24 protein-coding genes and 1 pseudogene are annotated in these 20,645 nt (G+C 65.2%); 16 read left to right on the top strand and 9 right to left on the bottom strand.

Features of this window, described 5'->3' with window-relative positions:
* The first annotated feature begins 49 nt into the window (after window positions 1–49).
* Window positions 50–1,348 (top strand): aggregation-promoting factor C-terminal-like domain-containing protein, encoded by a 1,299-nt coding sequence (locus ACZY1F_RS09490; RefSeq protein WP_463941467.1) that lies wholly within the window; start codon window positions 50–52, stop codon window positions 1,346–1,348.
* 23 nt (window positions 1,349–1,371) lie between these two features.
* On the opposite strand, the gene ACZY1F_RS09485 is transcribed toward ACZY1F_RS09490, so the two are convergent.
* Window positions 1,372–1,752 carry a cupin domain-containing protein gene (locus tag ACZY1F_RS09485; protein ID WP_463914733.1) on the bottom strand — a complete coding sequence of 127 codons (381 nt, stop codon included), beginning with the start codon at window positions 1,750–1,752 and terminating at the stop codon, window positions 1,372–1,374.
* Window positions 1,753–1,892: 140 nt separating this feature from the next.
* Here ACZY1F_RS09485 and ACZY1F_RS09480 point away from each other — a divergent pair, with 140 nt between their 5' ends.
* The 7 genes from ACZY1F_RS09480 (at window position 1,893) to ACZY1F_RS09450 (ending at window position 5,320) form a co-directional block, all read left to right on the top strand.
* Window positions 1,893–2,255 carry a TraR/DksA family transcriptional regulator gene (locus ACZY1F_RS09480; RefSeq protein WP_463914730.1) on the top strand — a complete coding sequence of 121 codons (363 nt, stop codon included), beginning with the start codon at window positions 1,893–1,895 and terminating at the stop codon, window positions 2,253–2,255.
* Between the two features lie 4 nt (window positions 2,256–2,259).
* On the top strand, window positions 2,260–2,820 hold the full coding sequence (locus ACZY1F_RS09475) for a DNA alkylation repair protein (RefSeq protein ID WP_463941466.1): 561 nt from the start codon (window positions 2,260–2,262) through the stop codon (window positions 2,818–2,820).
* A gap of 53 nt (window positions 2,821–2,873) precedes the next feature.
* Window positions 2,874–3,074 carry a DUF1918 domain-containing protein gene (locus tag ACZY1F_RS09470; protein ID WP_463941465.1) on the top strand — a complete coding sequence of 67 codons (201 nt, stop codon included), beginning with the start codon at window positions 2,874–2,876 and terminating at the stop codon, window positions 3,072–3,074.
* Between the two features lie 52 nt (window positions 3,075–3,126).
* Window positions 3,127–3,663, top strand: a complete 537-nt coding sequence (locus ACZY1F_RS09465) for an NUDIX domain-containing protein (RefSeq protein ID WP_463941464.1) — start codon at window positions 3,127–3,129, stop codon at window positions 3,661–3,663.
* A gap of 132 nt (window positions 3,664–3,795) precedes the next feature.
* Entirely contained in the window at window positions 3,796–3,969 is a 174-nt protein-coding gene (locus tag ACZY1F_RS09460; RefSeq protein WP_463941463.1) for a biliverdin-producing heme oxygenase, read from the top strand.
* A gap of 3 nt (window positions 3,970–3,972) precedes the next feature.
* Complete coding sequence (locus ACZY1F_RS09455; protein WP_463941462.1) at window positions 3,973–4,485, top strand: DedA family protein; 513 nt, start codon at window positions 3,973–3,975, stop codon at window positions 4,483–4,485.
* Between the two features lie 31 nt (window positions 4,486–4,516).
* The gene (locus tag ACZY1F_RS09450) at window positions 4,517–5,320 is read left to right on the top strand and encodes a thioesterase family protein (RefSeq protein WP_463941571.1); all 804 of its coding nucleotides are present in this window, start codon (window positions 4,517–4,519) and stop codon (window positions 5,318–5,320) included.
* 34 nt (window positions 5,321–5,354) lie between these two features.
* Here ACZY1F_RS09450 and ACZY1F_RS09445 read toward each other — a convergent pair whose 3' ends face one another.
* From ACZY1F_RS09445 to ACZY1F_RS09435, 3 genes are all read right to left on the bottom strand, one after another.
* Window positions 5,355–7,049 carry a SulP family inorganic anion transporter gene (locus ACZY1F_RS09445; RefSeq protein WP_463941461.1) on the bottom strand — a complete coding sequence of 565 codons (1,695 nt, stop codon included), beginning with the start codon at window positions 7,047–7,049 and terminating at the stop codon, window positions 5,355–5,357.
* A gap of 22 nt (window positions 7,050–7,071) precedes the next feature.
* A complete protein-coding gene (locus ACZY1F_RS09440; protein WP_463916236.1) occupies window positions 7,072–7,776 on the bottom strand; it encodes an endonuclease/exonuclease/phosphatase family protein in 705 nt (234 codons plus the stop codon).
* Between the two features lie 93 nt (window positions 7,777–7,869).
* Window positions 7,870–8,259, bottom strand: a complete 390-nt coding sequence (locus tag ACZY1F_RS09435) for a DUF2177 family protein (RefSeq protein ID WP_463914709.1) — start codon at window positions 8,257–8,259, stop codon at window positions 7,870–7,872.
* Window positions 8,260–8,275: 16 nt separating this feature from the next.
* On the opposite strand from ACZY1F_RS09435, the gene ACZY1F_RS09430 reads away from it, so the two are divergent.
* Window positions 8,276–9,043, top strand: coding sequence for a lipoate--protein ligase family protein (locus tag ACZY1F_RS09430; protein WP_463941570.1), 768 nt, complete (start codon window positions 8,276–8,278; stop codon window positions 9,041–9,043).
* A gap of 30 nt (window positions 9,044–9,073) precedes the next feature.
* On the opposite strand, the gene ACZY1F_RS09425 is transcribed toward ACZY1F_RS09430, so the two are convergent.
* The 3 genes from ACZY1F_RS09425 to ACZY1F_RS09415 all read right to left on the bottom strand — a co-directional run bounded on the left by ACZY1F_RS09425 (window position 9,074) and on the right by ACZY1F_RS09415 (window position 11,137).
* Window positions 9,074–9,715: an MBL fold metallo-hydrolase gene (locus tag ACZY1F_RS09425; RefSeq protein ID WP_463941460.1), complete on the bottom strand. Its 642-nt coding sequence runs from the start codon at window positions 9,713–9,715 to the stop codon at window positions 9,074–9,076.
* A complete protein-coding gene (locus tag ACZY1F_RS09420; protein ID WP_463941459.1) occupies window positions 9,712–10,797 on the bottom strand; it encodes an S-(hydroxymethyl)mycothiol dehydrogenase in 1,086 nt (361 codons plus the stop codon). Before ACZY1F_RS09420 ends, ACZY1F_RS09425 begins: the two co-directional genes overlap by 4 nt.
* Before the next feature lie 82 nt (window positions 10,798–10,879).
* Window positions 10,880–11,137, bottom strand: a complete 258-nt coding sequence (locus ACZY1F_RS09415) for a mycoredoxin (protein WP_056340387.1) — start codon at window positions 11,135–11,137, stop codon at window positions 10,880–10,882.
* Window positions 11,138–11,284: 147 nt separating this feature from the next.
* Here ACZY1F_RS09415 and ACZY1F_RS09410 point away from each other — a divergent pair, with 147 nt between their 5' ends.
* Entirely contained in the window at window positions 11,285–12,016 is a 732-nt protein-coding gene (locus tag ACZY1F_RS09410) for an SOS response-associated peptidase (protein WP_463941569.1), read from the top strand.
* A 23-nt stretch (window positions 12,017–12,039) separates the two neighbouring features.
* On the opposite strand, the pseudogene ACZY1F_RS09405 reads toward ACZY1F_RS09410, so the two are convergent.
* Window positions 12,040–12,463: pseudogene (locus tag ACZY1F_RS09405) on the bottom strand (VOC family protein).
* Between the two features lie 19 nt (window positions 12,464–12,482).
* Between ACZY1F_RS09405 and ACZY1F_RS09400 the strand changes: the two are divergent.
* Window positions 12,483–12,803 (top strand): chorismate mutase, encoded by a 321-nt coding sequence (locus ACZY1F_RS09400; RefSeq protein WP_463941458.1) that lies wholly within the window; start codon window positions 12,483–12,485, stop codon window positions 12,801–12,803.
* Window positions 12,804–12,871: 68 nt separating this feature from the next.
* Here the strand turns inward: ACZY1F_RS09400 and ACZY1F_RS09395 are convergent, their stop codons facing one another.
* Complete coding sequence (locus ACZY1F_RS09395; protein WP_463941457.1) at window positions 12,872–13,261, bottom strand: hypothetical protein; 390 nt, start codon at window positions 13,259–13,261, stop codon at window positions 12,872–12,874.
* Between the two features lie 154 nt (window positions 13,262–13,415).
* Between ACZY1F_RS09395 and ACZY1F_RS09390 the strand changes: the two genes are divergently transcribed.
* The 5 genes from ACZY1F_RS09390 (at window position 13,416) to pgsA (ending at window position 20,583) form a co-directional block, all read left to right on the top strand.
* Entirely contained in the window at window positions 13,416–13,751 is a 336-nt protein-coding gene (locus ACZY1F_RS09390) for a DUF6504 family protein (RefSeq protein ID WP_463941456.1), read from the top strand.
* Window positions 13,748–17,236 (top strand): DNA polymerase III subunit alpha, encoded by a 3,489-nt coding sequence (locus tag ACZY1F_RS09385; RefSeq protein WP_463941455.1) that lies wholly within the window; start codon window positions 13,748–13,750, stop codon window positions 17,234–17,236. Before ACZY1F_RS09390 ends, ACZY1F_RS09385 begins: the two co-directional genes overlap by 4 nt.
* Before the next feature lie 116 nt (window positions 17,237–17,352).
* On the top strand, window positions 17,353–19,362 hold the full coding sequence (thrS, locus tag ACZY1F_RS09380) for a threonine--tRNA ligase (RefSeq protein ID WP_463941454.1): 2,010 nt from the start codon (window positions 17,353–17,355) through the stop codon (window positions 19,360–19,362).
* Between the two features lie 20 nt (window positions 19,363–19,382).
* Window positions 19,383–19,970 (top strand): HIT family protein, encoded by a 588-nt coding sequence (locus ACZY1F_RS09375; RefSeq protein WP_463941453.1) that lies wholly within the window; start codon window positions 19,383–19,385, stop codon window positions 19,968–19,970.
* Complete coding sequence (pgsA, locus tag ACZY1F_RS09370; RefSeq protein ID WP_463941452.1) at window positions 19,960–20,583, top strand: phosphatidylinositol phosphate synthase; 624 nt, start codon at window positions 19,960–19,962, stop codon at window positions 20,581–20,583. Before ACZY1F_RS09375 ends, pgsA begins: the two co-directional genes overlap by 11 nt.
* Window positions 20,584–20,645: the final 62 nt, after the last annotated feature.

Genomic DNA, 20,645 nt, shown 5'->3' with positions numbered 1-20,645 from the left:
TCGCACGGCAACCCCTGTAATCCGGATATGCCCGGTAAGCTCACCAACTATGTCCCGGATTGTTCAAAGAATGCGGCTGCCCGCCCTTGCTGGCATGCTGGCGGTTGCCCTGGTGGGGTCGGCTGCGCTGCTTCCGTCACATGCCGCCGACGACGCGCCGCCGGGCGGCTATCCCTCGTGGCAGGACGTGCAGAACGCCAAGCAAAGTGAGGCCGGCAAGGCGGCAGAGGTTACAAGGATCAACACGCTGCTGGGCGGGCTCCAGACCGAAGCGGAGGCACTGGGCAATGCGGCCGTAACGTCCGCCGCGGAGTACGCGTTGGCCGAAGCGGCGCTTCAGGCCGCCACCTCCACCGTGGACGCGCTGGCCGCCCAGACCGCACGCGCCACAGCCGAACTGGGGCAGTACAAAAAGGAAATCGGTGCCCTGGCGGCCCAGTCGTACAAGACCGGTGGAACCAACATGGGTTTCTTCGTTGCCCTCGATGCCGTGCAGAACAACAGCATCCAAGGGCTGAACATCGTCCAGATCGTCAGTGACAAGACCGCTGCCCTGGTGAATAAATCCGCGGCCGCAGAACGCATTTCCCGCGCCCTGGCCGATCAGGAGCAGGCAGCCAGGACCGAACGCGAGCGCCTGTCCGGGGAGGCCAAAACCAAACTCGACGCCGCCCAGTCAGCCCAGCAGGCCATGTCCCGGCAGATCGCGGAGCAGCAGGAACATGGCCAGGAACTGACCGCGCAGCTGGCATCACTCAAGGGCACCACCGCTGCGGTGGAGGGTGAGTTCCGGCAGGGCCAGGTGGCTTTGGCCGCGTACGAAACGGCCCAGGCCGCCAAGCGTGCCGCAGCGCAGGAACAGGCACGCCAACAGGCGGAGGCGGCAGCCAAAGCGGCTGCCCTGGCCGCTGCGCAGAAACCGGCTCCGGCCCCGCCTGCCGTACCGGGAGTGCCCGCCCCCGCCCCCGCCCCTGTCCCGAGCCCGACGCCGGTCCCGCCGCCCGTCGTCGTCGTGCCTTCCGTGCCGGGCGGCGCCGTGAACGACCCCGCCGGCGCCAAGAGCTATGCGGCCGGGCAGTTGGCAGCGTTCGGGTGGGGCCAGGACCAGTTCCAGTGCCTGGCGTCACTGTGGACCAAGGAGTCCAACTGGCTGACCACTGCGACCAATCCTTACTCGGGCGCATACGGGATCGCCCAGGCGCTGCCGGCCAGTAAGTACGGGACGGCCGGCAGCAACTGGCTCACCAGTTACCGGACCCAGGTCAATTGGGGACTGTCCTACATTGCGGACCGCTACGGGTCACCGTGCGGTGCGTGGAACCATTCCGTGGCCAACAACTGGTACTGACCCTCCGGGAGACAGCAGCCGGGTCACGTCCCCGGGGCTTTGGCGAATTCCGCGGCGCTAAGGAATTCAATGCCGACGAAGGCATCATCGCCATCCACCCAGGCGTCATGCCCGGGTGGAATGGTGTAGGAATCGCCGGCGCTGATGTTAATCCGGTTGCCATCGGTGGTCTCGACGCTGAGGGCCCCGGAAACGCAGTATCCCACGTGGTTATTCTGGCAGGACTCGGTCTGGACTACTGGCTTGATGCAGTCCGACCATCGCCAGCCGGGACTGAACGTCATCCGGCCAACCGCGAAGTCACCCAGGTTGACGACGTCCACCTCGGTCTTGTCCGGACGGCGCTTCTCATCCGGCGTGTTGTGGGACTTGACTGCCAGCTCGGTGACGATGTTTGTAGGCATGGCACGCAGACTTTCTTTGTGGAGTTTGTGTCCATCAGCTGTCTGTCCCTGGCCGCCAGACGGCATCTGAGGCGCTTACGATTGCCAGCATCCTCCCGCCGACGGCGCTTGTCGAGACCCAGAACCACTAGGCTTTTGCCATGCCCGATTTTGACCGGTTCCGGGTCCTGCTGGAGGAAGAGCGCGCCCGGAAACTCGCACTCCTCCCCGCCCTCAGTGCGGATATCTCCTCGGCCAAGGCCGCCCGCCAGGACTCCAACGTGGACGACGAACACGACCCCGAAGGCGCCACCATTGCGTTCGAGCTGTCGCAAGCATCGGTGCTCCTGCAGCAGAGCAGCTCTGGACTTGAGCAGGTGGAGGCGGCGCTGGCGCGGATTGCGGCCGGCACCTACGGGACGTGCGCCGTGTGCGGGGATCCCATCACGGAGGGACGGCTCGAAGCCCGCCCGTCGACGCCGTTTTGCATAGTCCACGCTGCGGCCGGCCGGCAGGGACGGTAGCGCCGTGTACGGGCGCGTGCAGGAGGCAGCCGGCTTCATCGACGCCACCCTGCAGAACGAGGGCGCCTGGTACCGGGCCGAAGACGTGGAGTCCAGGGTGGGCGGGTTGCTGGGGTCCTATGGATCGTCGGTGGGAGCCGTCCGCGGCACTGTCCGCGACGCCGGCACGAAGTTCAAGGACCTTGGCCATGACGAAGTGACCGCTTTGGCATCGCTCCTCTGGGGCCGGACCGGTCCAGGCAGGCTGCCGATCTATGAGCGGCGGCTCGCGGTCGTTGTGTTGCTGCAGTCCCGGGTTTCCCTCCTCCGCCACTCTGACCTGACCCGGCTGGAGGGCTTCATCAGAACCGCGCAGACCGCTGAGCTGGTGGACCCCCTGATTACCGACGTTGTGGTTCCCTTGCTGCAGGGTCTGGGCGGAAGCGACCGCCAACGCGCCGACGTCGTCATCACCCGCTGGCACCTGGACGCCGACGACGCACTCCGCCACGCTGCCGGGCTCATCGCATCCCAGGGAACTGACCTGCCGTCCGCTTCCGGGAGCCACGACCAGGGACGTGGCTGACCCCTGTTGCCCGGTCCCCGTCAGTCGTACTCTGGGCCTTGGAGGTGATTGCCATGGAGGCAGCGCAGGGTGACAGGATCATTGTCCGGGGGAGGACCGTCGGATCGTCGGACCGGCACGGGGTAGTCGTTGAAGTCCGCGGCCAGGAAGGTCATCCGCCCTACTTGGTCCGGTTTGACGACGGACACGAAACGGTTATGTACCCCGGCGGTGATTTCGCCGTCGTACGCGGTCACGGGGGACAAGCAGGCTGACGCGCCGCCGGGCTGCGCGGCAGGGCCAGCGGGCACCTGTCAGACTGGTGGAATGGATCACTCCTTGGCTGCCACGTCCCCTGATGCGAACCTCACGTTTCCGCCGGTCCGGACCGGTCCGCGGGACCCGGGTGACGCCTGGGTGGAGGGCAGTCGCGGCAAGTTCTGGGGCAGGTTCGGGGCCGCCGGCGTCCTGGCCTATGACCCCGACAAGGGAGTCCTGCTGCAGCACCGCGCGCTGTGGAGCCACAACGGCGGTACCTGGGGACTGCCCGGCGGAGCATTGCACGAGGGCGAGGATGCTGTCACCGGGGCCCTCCGCGAGGCGCACGAGGAAGCTGCGGTGCCAGCCGGGGATGTGAGCGTCCTGTTCACGTCCGTGCTGGACTTTAGCTACTGGTCTTACACCACCGTTGTTGTGGTGGTGACCGCGCCTTTTGAGCCCGTGATCAGCGATCCGGAAAGTCTGGAACTCCAGTGGGTTCCGGTGGATGCGGTGGACCTGAAGGAGCTCCATCCCGGTTTCGCAGCGTCGTGGCCAGACCTGCGGACGCGCATGCTGGAGCTTTCTGCCCAGCGGGGCCAGTAGGCCCGATCCGTACGTCTGCGCCTTACCGCATTACTGAATTTTGCCGGCAGACCACCAGTATATTAGGTTAGTCTTACCTAATTTGGTGCGCCATGATGGCGTTCCAGCCCCCTGCTGCGCGTGAGGAAGTACATGACCACCCCGCTCTCCGTGCTGCTCAGACAGTCCACCAGCGCAGCCCATGAAGAGGCGGAGTCGTCCGCGTTTATGCGCGACCTGCTGGAGGGCAGGCTGGACGCAGCTGCCGTTGCTTCCCTCACCACGCAGCTGTACACCCTGTACGGCGCCATGGAGCCGGCAGCCTGACCCATGGACCAGTTCCTGGATCTGCCCTTCGGCGTGGCGGCGGCCAGCCTCTTCGCCATTGTTATGCTGCGCGTCAACGCGACGTACTGGATCGGCCGGGGAGCCGCCGCAGGCGTGGAGCACACGCGGTTCGCGTCCTCCTGGAACGGCCGGCGCGCCAGCCAGGCGAAACAACTCGTCCGCCGCTGGGGTCCGTTCGCCGTGACGCTGTCGTTCCTGACCATCGGCCTGCAGACGGCCGTCAACCTGGCCGCCGGTGCTGCGAAGATGCCGTTGCGGCGCTACCTTCCTGCCGCCGTCGCCGGGTCCATCCTCTGGGCACTGATCTACGCCACCATCGGGCTCGCCGCCGTCGAAGCGTGGCTGGCGTTGGCGGCCGGCTCCCCGTGGGGGATGGTCTGGCTGGCCGCCGCGGCGGCCGGACTTATCGCATGGCTGCTGGTACGACGGCGGCGCAGGTCGCGGGGGAGCGCTGCCGAGCAGGCAGCGGCAGGCAATGCCGATAAGGTGGGCTGAGCCCCACAAGGACAAAGCGAAAGGGTCAATGTTGACTGCTGCACTCCCGGAACTGGCCGATGGCGATTTCTACTACCAGGCGCAGGGCGGCGGCCGATTCCGCTCCACCATCCACGCCCAGGGGGCCTGGAACGAGCACGAACAGCACATGGCGCCGGCCTCAGGCCTGATGGCGGACAGCCTGGAGCGCCACGAACCCCGCGACGACATGCGCATGGCCCGGCTGAGCTACGAGATCCTGGGCCTGATCCCCGGTGGCGGCTTCCACATCGCAACCACCACCCTGCGCCCCGGCCGGACCATCGAGCTCCTGCAGGCCGAACTGGTTGCCAACGGCCGCGTGGCTATCCGTGCCACCGCATGGCGGATGATCACCAGTGACACAGCCGTGGTTGCCGCCGTCGAGGACACCGCCATTCCTGCGCCCGACGAATGCAAGCCGCTCGACGGACCTGCCATCTGGCCTGGCGGCTACATCCGGTCCTTGGAGATGCGCGTGGCAGAGGGCCACCGGCCCGGAGCGGGCATCGTCTGGCTCCGCACCCGGCACCCATTGACGGATAAAGAGGACAGCGGCGACCTGGCCCGCCTGGTGGGCCTCGTTGACACAGCCAACGGGATCGCAGCCAGGGTCCCCCCGGGCAAAGACAGCTATGCCTTCCCCAACCTGGACCTGCAGATCCACATGTACCGTGCGCCCGAGGGCGAATGGCTGGGCCTGGACAACGCTGTCTCCTTCGGAACCGACGGGATTGGCCTCACGTCCACCGTCCTGCACGATCTCCAGGGGCCCTTCGGCCGCGCCGAACAGATCCTGACGCTTCGCCGGACCTGATGGCCTTCGGCCTGTGGCTACTCGACAACTGTGACTATTTGGTGCCGGTGACACTTTTGTAGCTTCGCACCGCATTGCCCAGGGTGGGGAAGAAATGGTCAGCAGTGAACCGTGCGCTCGCCCCGAACCGGATCAGGCGGTCCTTGATGGGTCCCTTCATTTCCGCGAAGACCAAGCTGACGCCCTCCTGCGCCAGTTCATCGTCGAGCTGGACGAGCTCATCCAGCGCCGTTGTATCAAGGCCCGTGATCGGCTCGGCCGCCACAATGACCCACTTCACCGGCCAAGGCGCAGCGTCCACCAGGCTGCGGATGTGCTCGGCGAAAACTTCGCCGTTGGCAAAGAATAGCGGTGCATCGAAACGGGCAATCACCAGTCCCTCCACCCGCCGGCCTTCGGGATGCCGGTCCAGGTCATGGAAGCCCGGAACGTCGGCAAGACTCGCCAGCTCGGTGCGGTACGGATCCCAGGCGCGCCGGACAAACGCCAGAAGAGACAGTCCAATGGCCACGGCGATGCCCGGCAGGACCCCTACAAAAGCGACGCCGAGGAACGTGACCACCAGCAGGACGGTCTCCATCCGGCTCATCCTGACCAGGCGCACCAGCGTACTTACATCAACCAGCGACGACGCCGCCACCATCACCACGGCGGCGAGGGTGGCGGTGGGAAGGAAGGCCGTTACCCCCGGTGCTGCGACCATAAAAAGGACCACGATCAAGGCCGCGACCACACCACTGAGCTGCGTTTTCGCCCCGGCGTCGAGCACTATCGGTGTCCGGGAGGAACTTCCACTCACCGGAAAGCCGCCCAGCACCCCCGTGGCGACGTTGGCGATACCCAATGCCCCCATTTCCTCATTGCCGTTCACCCTCAGTCCACGGCGCGCTGCGAGACTCTTGGACAATGTGGAGGTGTCCGCGAAAGCGATCAGCGCGATGCCGGCCGCCGGCCCCACAAGCGAGAGGACCTCTTCCATGCCGACGCCGCCCAGCCCAAGGGCCGGGAGTCCCTGCGGCAGTGCACCGACCATGGGCAGCTGCCCGGTCAGGCCCAGCGCGGCCACGACGGCGATGGAGCCCGCCACGGCAAACAACACGCTGGGTACCTTCCACGGAAGAAAACGGCCGGCGACAATGACGGCCACGCTGCCTGCACCCACAGCCAGGGCAACGGGATTGATGCCGCCGCTAAAGACGGCTCCGGCCAGGGACGCGAGGCGTTCAAAGAGGCCGTCTGCAGAGACCTCGATCCCCAGCAGCCGCGGAAGCTGGCTGACCGTGACGGCCAACGCGATGCCGTTGAGGTATCCAACGCGAATAGGCCGGGACAGCAATCCCGTCACAAACCCCAGCTTTAAGATCCGGCCCGCGATCAGGAAAAGGCCGATCAGGACGGCCAGCACCCCAGCCATGGGGACCGCCTTCTCCGGATCCTGCCCGGCCAGCGGAAGGATAGCGGCCGCGATCATAGGAGCCAGCGCCGAGTCCGGCCCCACGATGACCACCCGGGATGGTCCGAACACGGCATAGACGATCATCGGAATCACGGAGGCATATAGCCCGTTCACTGCGGGAAGCCCGCTGGCCTCGGCGTACGCCATCCCTGCGGGCACCAGCGCTGCACTCAGGGCTGCCCCGGCCACCAGGTCCGGCTTCAGCCAAGACCGTTTGTAGCCCCGGGCAACACCAACGCCAGGTAGCGCTTTGCTGATCCAGCCGTTCCGCACTCGGGCCTCCAAATAGGTGAAGTCAGGACGCCGGGGGCTCCTGAAGTGGCGTCGAGTCCTGGCCGTATTCGGCGGTCACCAGAATGGGCAGGTGGTCGGAGGCACCTCGGGGCAAGGTTTCCACGTTCTCGATGTTCAGGCCCAGGGACGTGGCGAAGTCGAAGTGGCCCTTGAATACTTTGTAGCGCGTGTAGGTCCGCCGGTCACTGAGGGAGAGCTCGTAGCCGGTGTTCTTCATGTGTTCGTTGAGGTTCTTCGTGAAGAAGGGGTAGTTGAAGTCGCCCACCATCAACGTCATGAGGCCGGTTCCCATACCCAGGAGCTCTGCGTGGGCCGCGTGGATCTGGTTGCGCCGCAGCGAGTTGGTGGCGGTCAGCGGTGCAGCGTGAAAGGAGGCGATGACCAGTTCATGATCGGTCTCGTTGTCCCGCACGCGCGTGCCGATGAGGCGCTCATGGGCAGGCGCCAGGACCATGTCGTGCAGGGACTTCTTGAGCGCGAAGGTCTTGGTGCCGTGGGCCGTGAACCGGTCAGGCCGGTAGTAGATGGCCAGCCCCAGCCGGTTGCCCTGGGTGGAGTCGGCGAGCTTCAGTGGTCCCAGCGTGTCCGGCAGGTCCGAGGTGTCACACTCCTGGAGGCACAGGGCATCGACGCCGAAGTTCTGGGCAAGATCGACCAATTCCCCGCTGGCGTGGTGCTTACGGAGATTGTAGCTAATGACGCGTATCAGTGGATTACCTCTTCTGAGGAGTAGCGGGTGGACCCAGTTCCTGAGTGTAGTCACCCGACGGGGGACGGTGCAGTATTACTCCGCTGGATGTCAGGTGGAGCGGAACACCAGCCAGCCGGCGAGCGTGGACAGGCCCGTCAGGGCGGCTCCCCACAGGATGTCCACGACAATAAGCTGCAGCGGCCACGTCTTGAGCGTGGCGGCATTCGTGAGGTCGTACGTCGCGTAGGCGAAGGCGCCCAAGGCGGCCCCATAGCCGACGGCGGTCAGCCAGCTGCCGCCGTCGAGCGCCGGCCGCAGCGCAAAGAAGAGGATCCCCGCTATGTACATGACATAGAAAGCCACGGCGTAACCTAAGTGTGGCTTGTCTGCGAGCAGCTCACCGATGTGGCTGCGGTAGAACGGGTTCATGAGCTTGAGCCAGACGGCGTCGATGACCGCGAACGCAGCCGCGACGACAAGGAATTGCAATATGACCATAAGGGAGCTTAGCAACATGCAGGACGCCGACGCGGGACTCCGGACGCTCACCGTGGTGCGGCAGGATCGTTCCCTCGGCGCCGCACGTGACCTGGAATTCGGCCTCGAACTGCTGACCCAGGCGAAGACCGGCAGGATCGGCCCCACGCTCCGGCTGTACCGGCCCGCGCCCACTGTTGCCTTCGGCCAGCGGGATACGCGGCTGCCCGGCTTCGACGCGGCCGCCCAGGCGTGCCGGGAACACGAATTTGAACCCCTGGTGCGCAAGGCCGGGGGCCGGGCCGCCGCGTACCACGAGGGCACCCTTGTGGTGGATCATGTGATGCCCCATGCCGATGCCATTGCCGGCTCCAAGGACCGGTTCGGCTTCTTTGGTGAGCTGCTGGCGCAATCATTGCGGAACGTCGGGGTGCAGGCCGCCGTCGGCGAAATTCCAGGGGAGTACTGCCCGGGCGAGTTCAGCGTTCACGGAACCGACCCAGCCGATCCGGCGCGCCGGATCAAACTCGTCGGAACGGCGCAGCGCGTGGTGAGCGGCGGGTGGCTGTTCAGTTCCGTGATCGTGGTGGAAAATTCCGCCCCCATCCGCAGCGTCCTAACGGACAGCTATGCCGCCCTGGGCCTGGACTGGGACCCGGCCACCGCGGGCGCGGCCAACGACCTGGTGCCCGGGCTCACGGTCCAGGATGTCCAGGACGCCGTAATTGCCGCGTACGCAGGCCACGCCTCCCTCCGGCACGCCGACTTCAGCAGCTATGCAGGTTTGGACACTCGGGAGGCGTAGGCCGCGCTTGCGGGCCGGCTGGCCGGGACCTTAGTGGCCCCGGGCGATCCACTCGTCCAGGTGCGCGGCTTCGGCTCCGATGGTGGTGCTGTCGCCGTGCCCGGTCCGGACTACTGTTTCCGCCGGCAGCGGCAGCAGCCACGTCCGGATCGACTCGATGATGGTGGGGAAGTCGCTGTACGACCTTCCCGTGGCGCCGGGGCCACCCTGGAACAAGGTGTCGCCGCTGAAAAGCGAACCCTCGCCGTCGGGTCCGTCAACCAGGTGGAAGGACACGGAGCCCGGCGAGTGACCCGGGGTGTGCAGGGCCGTCAGGCTGGCCCCCGCCACCTCAATCACGTCTCCGTGCTTGATGGCGACGTCCGGTTCCACCTCCGGGTAGACGTTCCGCCACAGCATCCAGTCCTCCTGGTGAAGGTGGATCGGTGCCTGGACGAGGTCCCAGAAGTCAGCCACCGACCGGATGTGGTCGTCGTGGCCGTGGGTCAGCAGGATCGCCTTGAGCTTCCGGCCACCGACGGCGGCGGCTACGGCCTTGGCATCGTGTGCGGGATCGATGACCACGCATTCCTCATCGTTGCCCACAATCCAGACGTTGTTGTCCACATCCCAGGTACCGCCGTCGAGGGAGAACGTTCCGGACGTGACGAGGTGCTCGATCCGGACGCTCACAGTTCCACCACCGAACGCAGCACGGAACCGGAGTGCATCTTCTCGAACGCTTCCTCCACCTGGTCGATGGTGATCCGCTCGGTCACGAAGGCATCCAGGTCCAGCTTGCCCTGCTTGTAGAGGCTGATCAGCATGGGGAAGTCCCGGGACGGCAGGCAGTCGCCGTACCATGAGGACTTCAGCGATCCGCCACGGCCAAAAACGTCCAGGAGCGGCAGCTCCAGGGTCATCTCCGGCGTCGGGACGCCCACCAGCACCACGGTGCCGGCGAGATCGCGAGCGTAGAACGCCTGCTTGTACGTTTCGGGACGGCCGACGGCGTCAATCACCACATCAGCGCCGAAGCCGCCGGTGAGTTCGCGGATTTTCTCCACCGGATCGGAATCCGAGGAATCCACGGTGTGGGTGGCACCGAGTTCCTTGGCACGCTCCAGCTTTTTCGCGTCGATGTCGACGGCGATGACGGTGGTGGCGTCGGCGAGCGCCGCGCCGGCGATGGCAGCCACGCCCACACCGCCGCAGCCGATGACGGCGACGGTGTCACCGCGCTTGACGCCGCCGGTGTTGATTGCGGCGCCCAGCCCGGCCATCACGCCGCAGCCGAGCAGCCCGATGGCGGCAGCATCGGCGTCGGGATCCACCTTGGTGCACTGGCCGGCAGCGACGAGGGTCTTTTCGATGAACGCTCCGATGCCCAGGGCGGCGGACAGTTCTGTGCCGTCCTCGAGCGTCATCTTCTGGGTGGCGTTGTGGGTGTTGAAGCAGTACTGGGCCTGGCCGCGGTTGCACGCACGGCAGTTGCCGCAGACTGCCCGCCAGTTGAGCACCACGCGGTCGCCCGGGGCGACGTTTGTGACGTCCGGGCCTACCGCGCTGACCACTCCGGTTGCTTCGTGGCCCAGAAGAAAGGGGAAGTCATCGCTGATGCCGCCCAGTTTGTAGTGCAGGTCGGTATGGCAGACACCGCTGGTGAGGATGTCCACCAGGGCCTCGCCCGGACCCGGATCCGGAACCAGGATGGTCTCCAGAGTGACCGGGGCGCCCTTGGAGCGGGCTACGACACCTTTGACTTTATGGACCACGAAAGGCTCCCTCATGCAGATAGACAGAACGGGACCAACACGGATATTGGTCCCGTTCTGTCTACCACATGAGCTGGCGCGGTCAGGCTGCGAGGCGGCTCTTTACCTCGGCGGCGGAAGGGTTGGTGGCCGCGGTGCCGTCCGGGAAAAGCACGGTGGGGACGGTGCGGTTGCCGCCGTTGAGCTTCTCCACGAGGTCGGCTGTGCCCTCCACCTCTTCGATGTTGATTTCCGTGTAGCCGATGCCCTGCGCGTCCAGCTGCTTCTTCAGCCGGTTGCAGTAGCCGCACCAGGTGGTGGAAAACATGGTGATGGTGCCGTTCTCGGGGGTAAAGTCCACGGAGCTCTCCTGAAATCGTTGAGGGGGTTCGTTCCCGTCAACGGTAACCCGGTGCGGGCTATTCCCTGAGCCGGCCCGGCGGATGCGGTGCCGGATGACAGTAGATAACGCTGATGGCATGCTGGAGCCATGTGTGGACGCTATGTGATGGCACGGGCCGTGGGCGATTTGCTGGCCGACTTTGATGCCCAGCTGGAAGAGGAAGTGCACCTTCCCCCGTCATGGAACGTGGCGCCAACCGACGCTGTCCCGATCGTCCTGGAACGGCTGATCGATGACGGCCCCGTGCGGCAGCTGCATGTGGCCCGCTGGGGCCTGGTGCCGTCCTGGGCGAAGGATCCGGGAATCGGCCCCAAGATGATCAACGCGCGGAGCGAGACTGTGCTGGAGAAGCCGGCCTTCCGCAAGGCCGTGAAGTCACGGCGCTGCGCTGTCCCGGCGGACGGGTACTACGAATGGAAGCAGGGCACCGGCAAAGCCAAGCAGCCCTACTACGTCCATCCGGGCAAAGGCAACGGGCTGGTGTTCGCGGGCCTCTATGAATGGTGGAAGGATCCGTCCAAGGCAGAGGGCGATCCCGGCCGGTGGATGCTCTCCACATCCATCCTGACGGCAGACACGCCGCCGCCCGGAGCTGAGTCCACAGTTTTCGGCAAGCTCACGGCCCTGCACGACCGGGTGCCGCTGCCCATGGACCGGGCCACGATGGCGTCGTGGCTTGACCCGCAGATCGATGACGCCGCCTTCCTCGTGGACCTCGTCCGTGCCCACGTGAAGGAAGTCGCGGCAGGCTGGCACGTGGATTCCGTCGGCACCGAGGTGGGCAACGTCCGCAACAACTCCCCGGAACTCATCCGGCCGGTGGAGGCGCTGTTCTGAGGCGGCACTCCGGGTGACGTGCCCTAGACGGTGACCTGGCCGCCGTCGTCCACTGTCCAGGTGGGGTTATAGGCAATTTCCCGGCGGAAACCGTCCGGATCGGCGAAATAGCCGCTGTACCCGCCCCAGGGCTGGGTGACGGGCGCGGCGACGATGGTGGCCCCGGCCGATGCCGCCTCCGCCATGACCCGGTCCACCGCCTCGGTGCTGGGCAGGTTGTGGCTGAGCGTGATGCAAGGGGACCGGGCCGGGCGCAGCTACCCCCGCCTCGGCGTGCATCTGCGCGGCGTCCCACAGGGAAAGGATCAGTCCGTGGTTGACCTGGATGAACACCACATCGCCGGGAAACTCCCGGTGGACAGGCCAGCCGAGGCCTTCCGCGTAGAACCGGCGGGAGGCGTCAACACTGCGAACGCCTAGCGAAATGAAGTCGACTCTGGGCTGCATGCTTCGATACTGTCAGAAGATGGCAACAATTCAAGGAAACGATCGGGATGCTTTGGCCGACAAGGAACAGCTCGCAGCCGTTCGGATTGCGGTCGACGAAGTTGATGAGCAGATTGTCACGCTCATTGCGCGGCGTGAACGCCTGATCCGGATCGCCGGAACCCTGAAGGGGGACGACGCTGAAGTCCGCGCCCCCGGCCGGGTGGAACGGGTGATTGAGCATGTCCGGTCCGCCGCGGAAAAGAAGGACATTGATCCGGACATCGTGGAATCAACCTACCGGGCCATGATCTCGGGGTTCATCGAACTCGAAATGAAGGTCCACAAAAAAAGCAGCTGACGCCGCCCCAGGTGCTGCCCGGATAAGGTTCCGGCAGCACCTGCCCCGGTGTTTGCTATTAGCGTCTCCTAGAGCGCTTCGTCGACGGCGACGCCCGACTGGAACTCCCGGCCGTCAGCCTCGCTGAAGGCGGACATAACGTGTCCCTTGCCCAGACCATGGACGGCTGCCACGGGGAAGTTGCCCGTGATGGTGTTGCCCGAGTGCGTCACGCCGGCAAGATCATAGTTTTCCTCGGCGCTCTGGTCATGGCTGAACGAGTAGAAGGCAATGGCCTCCCCGTTCATGAACTCAATGCCCAGGCGTCTTTGTGATGAGTAATCAGGGCTCGCCGCCACCAGTCCCACTACGTACGCACCTGCCCCCGGTATGTTGCCGTCGATATCGAAGGTTGCCACGAGCTTTTCGTCCTGGGCCTTGATGCTTACGTGCTTGAGGAGTGCGTCATTGGTACTCATGCCACAATCCTGCCCTCCTGCTGCCCGTCCGTCCACCCCTGTCTAGGTTTTGTCGGAGCGCCGTCGTAGACTGAATTTATTCGAATATGTGTTCGAATACCGTGCTTTTTGCGTCAGCATTTTGCATCAGATCCGTTCAGTTCGGGAGGCGCCCATGGGTATGTTCAGCGAGTCCGTGGACGTCGTCTGCACCCCTGCGGGCCAGCCGCTGAAACTCCAGTGGGCCGGGCGGCACTACACGGTGTGCGCCGAGCCTGTCCGGTGGTACGAACGCCGGCAGTGGTGGGCCGAGGAACGCCGGGCGCCCCTCGGCAGCGGGCCGGGGCTGGTGGACCATGAAATCTGGCGCGTCCAAGTACAGACGGACCCGCAGAGTGCCGGCCCTCGGGATGCAGGAGAGCCGCTCACCCTGGACTTGAGTAGGCATGTCGGCAGCGGCCGCTGGAGGATCCTGCGGATCCACGACGCACTCCGGCCCCAAACGGCATGAGCTTCTCCCACCTTCACGTTTCCACGGCCTTCAGCGCACACTATGGCGTGGCCTGGCCCGATGAACTGGCCCAGGTTGCCGCCGCGGACGGCGCAACCGCGCTCGCCTGCACGGACCGGGACGGCCTGTACGGCACCGTCAAACACCTCAAAGCCTGCATGGCTGCCGGCATTGACCCCATTGTGGGTGTGGACCTTGCGGTCTTCGACGACGACGGCGACCACCGCACCCAGCTCGCCGGCAGGGTGGTGGTGCTCGCCCGTGGCAACAATAACGGAGCTGGCTACCGCGCCCTGTGCCGGCTGGTGTCCGATGCCCATGCCCGCACCTCCGGCAAAGCCGGGGGAGCGGTGCCGGTGGCGGTCACCCGCGCCGAACTCGCCTCCCGCACGCTCGACCCCAAAACCCTGAAGCCCGTCCTGACGGTACTGATCGGCCCGGATTCCGACGTCGGACGGGCCATGGGCGGCCGGCGCTACCTCCGTCCGCGCACCCTTTTCAAAGGCTGGCTGGACGCCATGCCCCCAAAAACGCTGGTGGCGGAAGTCGTTTCCCAGCTCACTGCCCCCGGGGCGCTCCTGAGCACCGCCCATGCGGTACGTATGCTCAAGCTCGCGGAAGAACACCACGTACCGGCCGTGCTCACCAACGCGGTCCGCTACTGCGCAGAGGACGGAGCCGCCACGGCGGACGTGCTCGACTCCGCCCGGACGCTGAAGTCCCTCCCCGAACTCGCGGCCGAACCGCTGCTCCAGCCCAACGGGCAGGCCTGGCTCAAATCCTCTGCGCAGATGCTTCAGCTCGGCAAGGAAATCATCCGCGCTGCAGGGTATGGTGCAGCGGACCTCAAGCAGCTGATGGCACAGACCGAGGCGCTCGCCGACTTCTGCCGGATTGACCCGGTGACTGACATGGGCTGGAAGCGGCCGGTAGTCCCGGAGGCATCGGTCATAGGCATCAGCCAGGACCCGCACGATGAACTGGTGCAGCGCTGTGAGGCCGGGATCAGCAGGCGGTTCCCCGGAATATCAGGCTCAGCCCACAAGGACATGCGCTCGCGGCTGGAGCACGAGCTGGGGATCATCAGGAACCTCGGGTTTTCCTCCTACTTCCTCACCGTCGCGGAGGTCTCCCGGATGATCCAGGACATGGGGGTCAGGGCAGCGGCCCGCGGTTCCGGGGCTTCCAGCCTGGTCAACTACCTGATTGATGTCAGCCAGGTGGACCCCCTGCAACACGACCTGATCTTCGAACGCTTCCTGTCCCGGGACCGGGCCACGTTGCCGGACATCGACATCGACGTCGAAAGCGCCGAACGGCACAACGTGTACCGGCGGATCTTTGACCGCTTCGGTTCCGAGCGCGTCACGCTGATGAGCATGCAGAACGGGTACCGCGCCCGCGGTGCCGTCCGCGACGCCGGGATGGCCCTGGGCATGGACGGTGACGACGTCGGCGAGATCGCCAAGCAGCTGTGGCGCTTTTCGGCCCGGAAATTCCGTGAGGCACTGGTTGAAAAACCTGAGCTGCGGGAGTTCGCCGGACGTGTGGAACAACGGGACTTCGCCGAAAACCAGCAGCTTGACCTGCTGGTGGACCTCACCGAACGGCTGGACCGGCTGCCCCGCCATATTTCGATGCATCCGTGCGGGGTGATCCTGGGCGATGCCACGCTGCTTGACCGGACCCCGGTGCAGCCCAGCGGGCTGGGGCTGCCCATGAGCCAGTTCGATAAACACGACATGGATCCCATGGGCATGCTCAAGCTTGATGTCCTGGGGGTGAGGATGCAGAGCGCCATGGCGTTTGCCGTCCGGGAAGTCATCCGGATCCATCCTTCCAAGGCGGAAGTGGTGGCCGCAGGGGCCCACCCTGCAGGTCCTGACGGGACCGGGCCGGACTACATCGCCGAGAACGGACACATCGACCTCAACGCTGTGCCGTTGGATGATGAACCAACCTACGAACTGATCCGCAGCACCCACACCTTGGGCTGTTTCCAGATCGAGTCGCCCGGACAGCGGGAGCTGATCGGCAAGCTGGCGCCGCGTGAGTTCAATGACCTCATCATCGACATTTCGCTGTTCCGGCCGGGCCCGATGAAATCGGACATGGTGCGGCCTTTCCTGGAGCACAGGCACGGCTTCGCGCCGGAGGTCTACCCGCACCCTGACCTGAAACCCGTGCTGCAGGAAACGCATGGGGTCACTGTCTTCCATGAACAGATCCTGAAAACCTTTGACGTGATGACCCGCTGCGGCCTGGCGCGTGCGGATGAATTCCGCCGGGCCCTTGGGAACGAGGTTCTCGAGCTGAAGGTAGAAGAGTTCTTCCGCAAGGAAGCCCGGATCAAGGGGTACGCCCCGGAGGTGGTGGACAAGGTCTGGGGGACCCTGAAAGCCTTTGGCAGCTTCGGCTTCTGTAAGGCGCACGGTGCGGCATTTGCTGTTCCCACCTACCAGTCCGCCTGGCTCAAGACACACCATCCCGAGGCTTTCCTCGCCGGGCTGTGGGAACACGATCCCGGGATGTACCCCAAACGGCTGCTGGTGGCCGAGGCCCGCAGGCTGGGCATCCCCATCCTGCCGCTGGACATCAACCGCAGCCAGGCCGAGTACCGGGTGGAACGGGTCCCGGACGGGCCGGATGCCGGGAAGCTGGGGATCAGGCTGAGCCTTAACGGCATATATGGCCTGTCCGGGACCGAGCTTAAACGGATTGTCGCCGGCCAGCCCTACGACTCCCTGGCTGACCTCCGGGCACGGTCCAGGCTGAGCAAGCCAAGCATCAAAAGGCTCGCCCAGCTGGGTGCCTTTGATTCCCTGCACCGGGAGTCGGGCGGCGCAGCCAACCGTGCAGACCTCGTCCAGCACCTGCAAAAGCTCCAGGCCGCGGGCGGGACCAGGAAGGGCGTCGACATCATGGAAGGGCAGCTGTCCCTGCCGCTGGGGGATGTGGAACTGCGGAACGTCAAACCAGGGCTTCCCGCACCCACCCTGGTGGAAAACGTCCGCGCCGAACTGGACCTGATGGCCATAGACGTCAGCGGGCACCTGATGGACAGCCACCGGCCCATGCTGGACCGGCTGGGAGTCACCACTGCAGACAAGCTGTTGAGCCTGCGCAACAACACCGAGGTACTGGTGGCCGGGGTGCGCATCGCCACCCAGACCCCGCCCATGCGTGGCGGCCGGCGGGTGGTGTTCATCAGCATCGATGACGGCACCGGCTGCGTCGACTCCGTGTTCTTCCACGAAGCCCAGGAGCAGGCGGGGCTGTTGCTGTTCGGCACCAGGCTGCTGCTGATCCGGGGCACCACGCGGCGGACAGGTCCCCGCGGAATCAGCCTGAGCGCCAGCATGGCTTGGGACCTGAGCCGGGTGGAATCCCTGCCGTTCGCGGCGGACCGCGTGGAGAGCAGCGATGTGCCGCATCCCCTGGACGGGATCAGCCGAAGCCTTGCGATTACCGGAATGGGCGGCTGAGGGGCCGCGGGTCCCGTTGGTCGGCCTCCCGGGAAACCGATAGCATTGACGATGGCTGGCTGTGGTCCCCGTATGCCACAAGCTATGAAGCCTAAAACTTTGAATAGGAGACACCCGTGTCAGATGCCCAGCAGATCACCCTCATCGTCGATGGCGAAGAGACCAAGGTGACTACCGGGACAACCGGTGCGGAACTCTTCTTTGAGCGCCGCGATGTTGTTGTTGCCCGCGTCAACGGCGAGCTGAAGGACCTGGACCAGGAGCTGCCCGAGGGCGCCGAGATCGAGGCCGTCACCATCGATTCCCCTGACGGCCTGGATGTCCTGCGCCACTCCACTGCCCACGTGATGGCCCAGGCAGTGCAGCAGCTGCGCCCCGACGCCAAGCTGGGCATCGGCCCGTACATCACCGACGGCTTCTACTTCGACTTCGACGTCGCCGAGCCGTTCACCCCCGAGGACCTCAAGACCCTCGAGAAGATGATGCTCAAGATCGTCAACCAGAACCAGAAGTTCGTCCGCCGCGTGGTCAGCGAGGACGAGGCCCGCGAGGCCATGAAGAACGAGCCCTACAAGCTCGAACTCCTGGGCAAGAAGAACAACGCCGCCGAAGCCGGCGAGGGCGTCAACGTCGAGGTAGGCGCCGGCGACATCACCATCTACGACAATGTCGAGCGCAAAGAGGGCACCACTGTCTGGTGCGACCTCTGCCGCGGCCCGCACCTGCCCAACACCAAGCTCATCTCCAACGCCTTCGCCCTGACCCGGTCCTCCTCCGCGTACTGGCTGGGCGACCAGAAGAACCAGCAGCTGCAGCGCATCTACGGCACCGCCTGGCCCACCAAGGACGCGCTGAAGGCATACCAGGAGCGCATCGCGGAAGCTGAGCGGCGCGACCACCGCAAGCTCGGCGTCGAACTTGACCTGTTCTCCTTCCCGGACGAGCTGGGCTCCGGCCTGCCGGTGTTCCACCCCAAGGGCGGCATCATCCGCAAGGAGATGGAGGACTACTCCCGCCAGCGCCACGTCGACGCCGGCTACGAGTTCGTCTACACCCCCCACATCACCAAGGGCCACCTGTACGAAGTTTCGGGCCACCTGGACTGGTACAAGGAAGGCATGTTCCCGCCCATGCGCGTGGATGAGGAACTTAACGCGGACGGTACAGTCCGCAAGCCTGCCCAGGACTACTACCTCAAGCCGATGAACTGCCCCATGCACAACCTGATCTTCCGCTCGCGTGGACGGTCCTACCGCGAATTGCCCCTCCGTCTTTTCGAATTCGGTTCGGTGTACCGCTACGAGAAGTCCGGCGTGGTCCACGGCCTGACCCGGGTCCGTGGCATGACTCAGGACGACGCCCACATCTACTGCACCCGCGAGCAGATGAAGGACGAACTCACCAAGACCCTGAAGTTCGTGCTCGACCTGCTCAAGGACTACGGCCTCAACGACTTCTACCTGGAGCTGTCCACCAAGGACCCGGAGAAGTACGTCGGCGAGGACGCAGCGTGGGAAGAAGCCACCCGGACACTCGCCGAGGTGGCTGAGGAATCCGGCCTGGAACTGGTCGCGGATCCAGGCGGCGCAGCCTTCTACGGCCCGAAGATCTCCGTCCAGGCCAAGGACGCACTGGGCCGCACCTGGCAGATGTCCACCATCCAGCTGGACTTCAACCTCCCGGAACGCTTCGAGCTGGAATTCCAGGCAGCCGACGGCACACGCCAGCGTCCGGTGATGATCCACCGTGCGCTCTTCGGTTCCATCGAGCGGTTCATGGGTGTGCTCACCGAGCACTATGCCGGTGCGTTCCCGGCGTGGCTTTCCCCTGTCCAGGTGGTGGGTATCCCGGTGGCCGAAACATTCAACGAATACATGTTCGACGTCGTTGACCAGCTCAAGGCGGCGGGCATCCGCGCCGAGGTGGATACGTCGTCGGACAGGTTCCCCAAGAAGATCCGCACCGCCAGCAAGGACAAGATCCCGTTTGTCCTGATCGCCGGCGGCGACGACGCCGAGGCCGGCGCGGTGTCCTTCCGCTTCCGTGACGGGAGCCAGGACAACGGCGTGCCGGTGGCAGAGGCCGTCAAGCGGATCACAGAAGCCGTCCGTAACCGGACCAGCTAGCGGAAACGGACAGGAACACCGTGCAGGAGAACACAGGCGCAGGCTATCCAGGGGATGCCGGCGTGACAGATGACTTTGATCTCGCGGGCGTGCCGGATGCTTTCCAGCGCCTGTGGACTCCGCACCGGATGGCCTACATCAAAGGGGGCCAGCACCAGTTCAAGAACGAGAACGACTGCCCCTTCTGCGTGGGGCCGGGCAGGACCGACGAGGAAGCCCTGATCGTCTACCGCGGAAAGACCTGTTACGTGGTCTTGAACCTGTTTCCCTACAATCCTGGCCACCTCCTGGTCTGCCCCTACCGGCATGTCCCGGACTACACCGACCTCACGGCGGAAGAGACCGCAGAATTTGCGGAGATCACCCAGACAGCCATGCGGGTCCTGCGTAAGGTGGCGAACCCGGGCGGGTTCAACCTTGGCATGAACCAGGGCGTGGTGGGCGGGGCAGGAATCGCCGCGCACCTGCACCAGCACATTGTGCCGCGCTGGGGCGGGGACGGTAACTTCTTCCCCATCATTGCCCAGACTAAGGCCATTACGCAGACCCTGGATGAAGTCCGCCAGCAAGTTGCCGAGGCCTGGCCCGGGGAGACGGATGCTGAATAGGCATGCGCGCGGGTTTTTCACCGCGCTGTTCACTCCGCTTGCGCGTTGGCTCCTGAAAATCGGTGTTTCCCCTGATGCCGTGACGGTCATCGGAACCGCCGGCGTGGTGGTCGGGGCGTTGTTCTTCTACCCCCTCGGGCAACTCTGGTGGGGGACCCTGTTCATTACCGCCTTCATCTTTTCGGACGTGCTCGACGGCATTATGGCCCGGCTGCGCGACACCGGCGGCCGCTGGGGAAACTTCCTGGACTCCACCTTGGACAGGATCGCTGACGGCGCACTGTTCGCGGGGGTGGCCATCTGGTTCTTCACCGGGGGCGCCGATTACGCCATCGCCGTCGCAGCCATGCTCTGCCTGGTTTTGGGCATGGTGGTGTCCTATGCGCGGTCCAAGGCCGAATCCCTCGGCTTCACAGCGAATGTGGGCATCGCCGAGCGGGCCGAGAGGCTGGTTTCGGTGCTGGTGGTCACCGGATTCACCGGTTTGGGGCTGCCTCCGGTGGTCCTTCTGGTGACCCTTGGACTCCTGGCCCTGGCCAGCCTCATCACCATCATCCAACGCGTCGCCACGGTCCACCGCCAGGCCTTTGCGGAGTCCGCGGCTTCGGATTAAGGCTGATTAAGCCCGCCGCCTGCCGTGGGACTAGTATTGTGACTGCCCGGTCAATGGATCCG

Source organism: Pseudarthrobacter xylosi (assembly GCF_055412765.1).
This window is presented reverse-complemented; position numbering and strand designations above follow the sequence as displayed.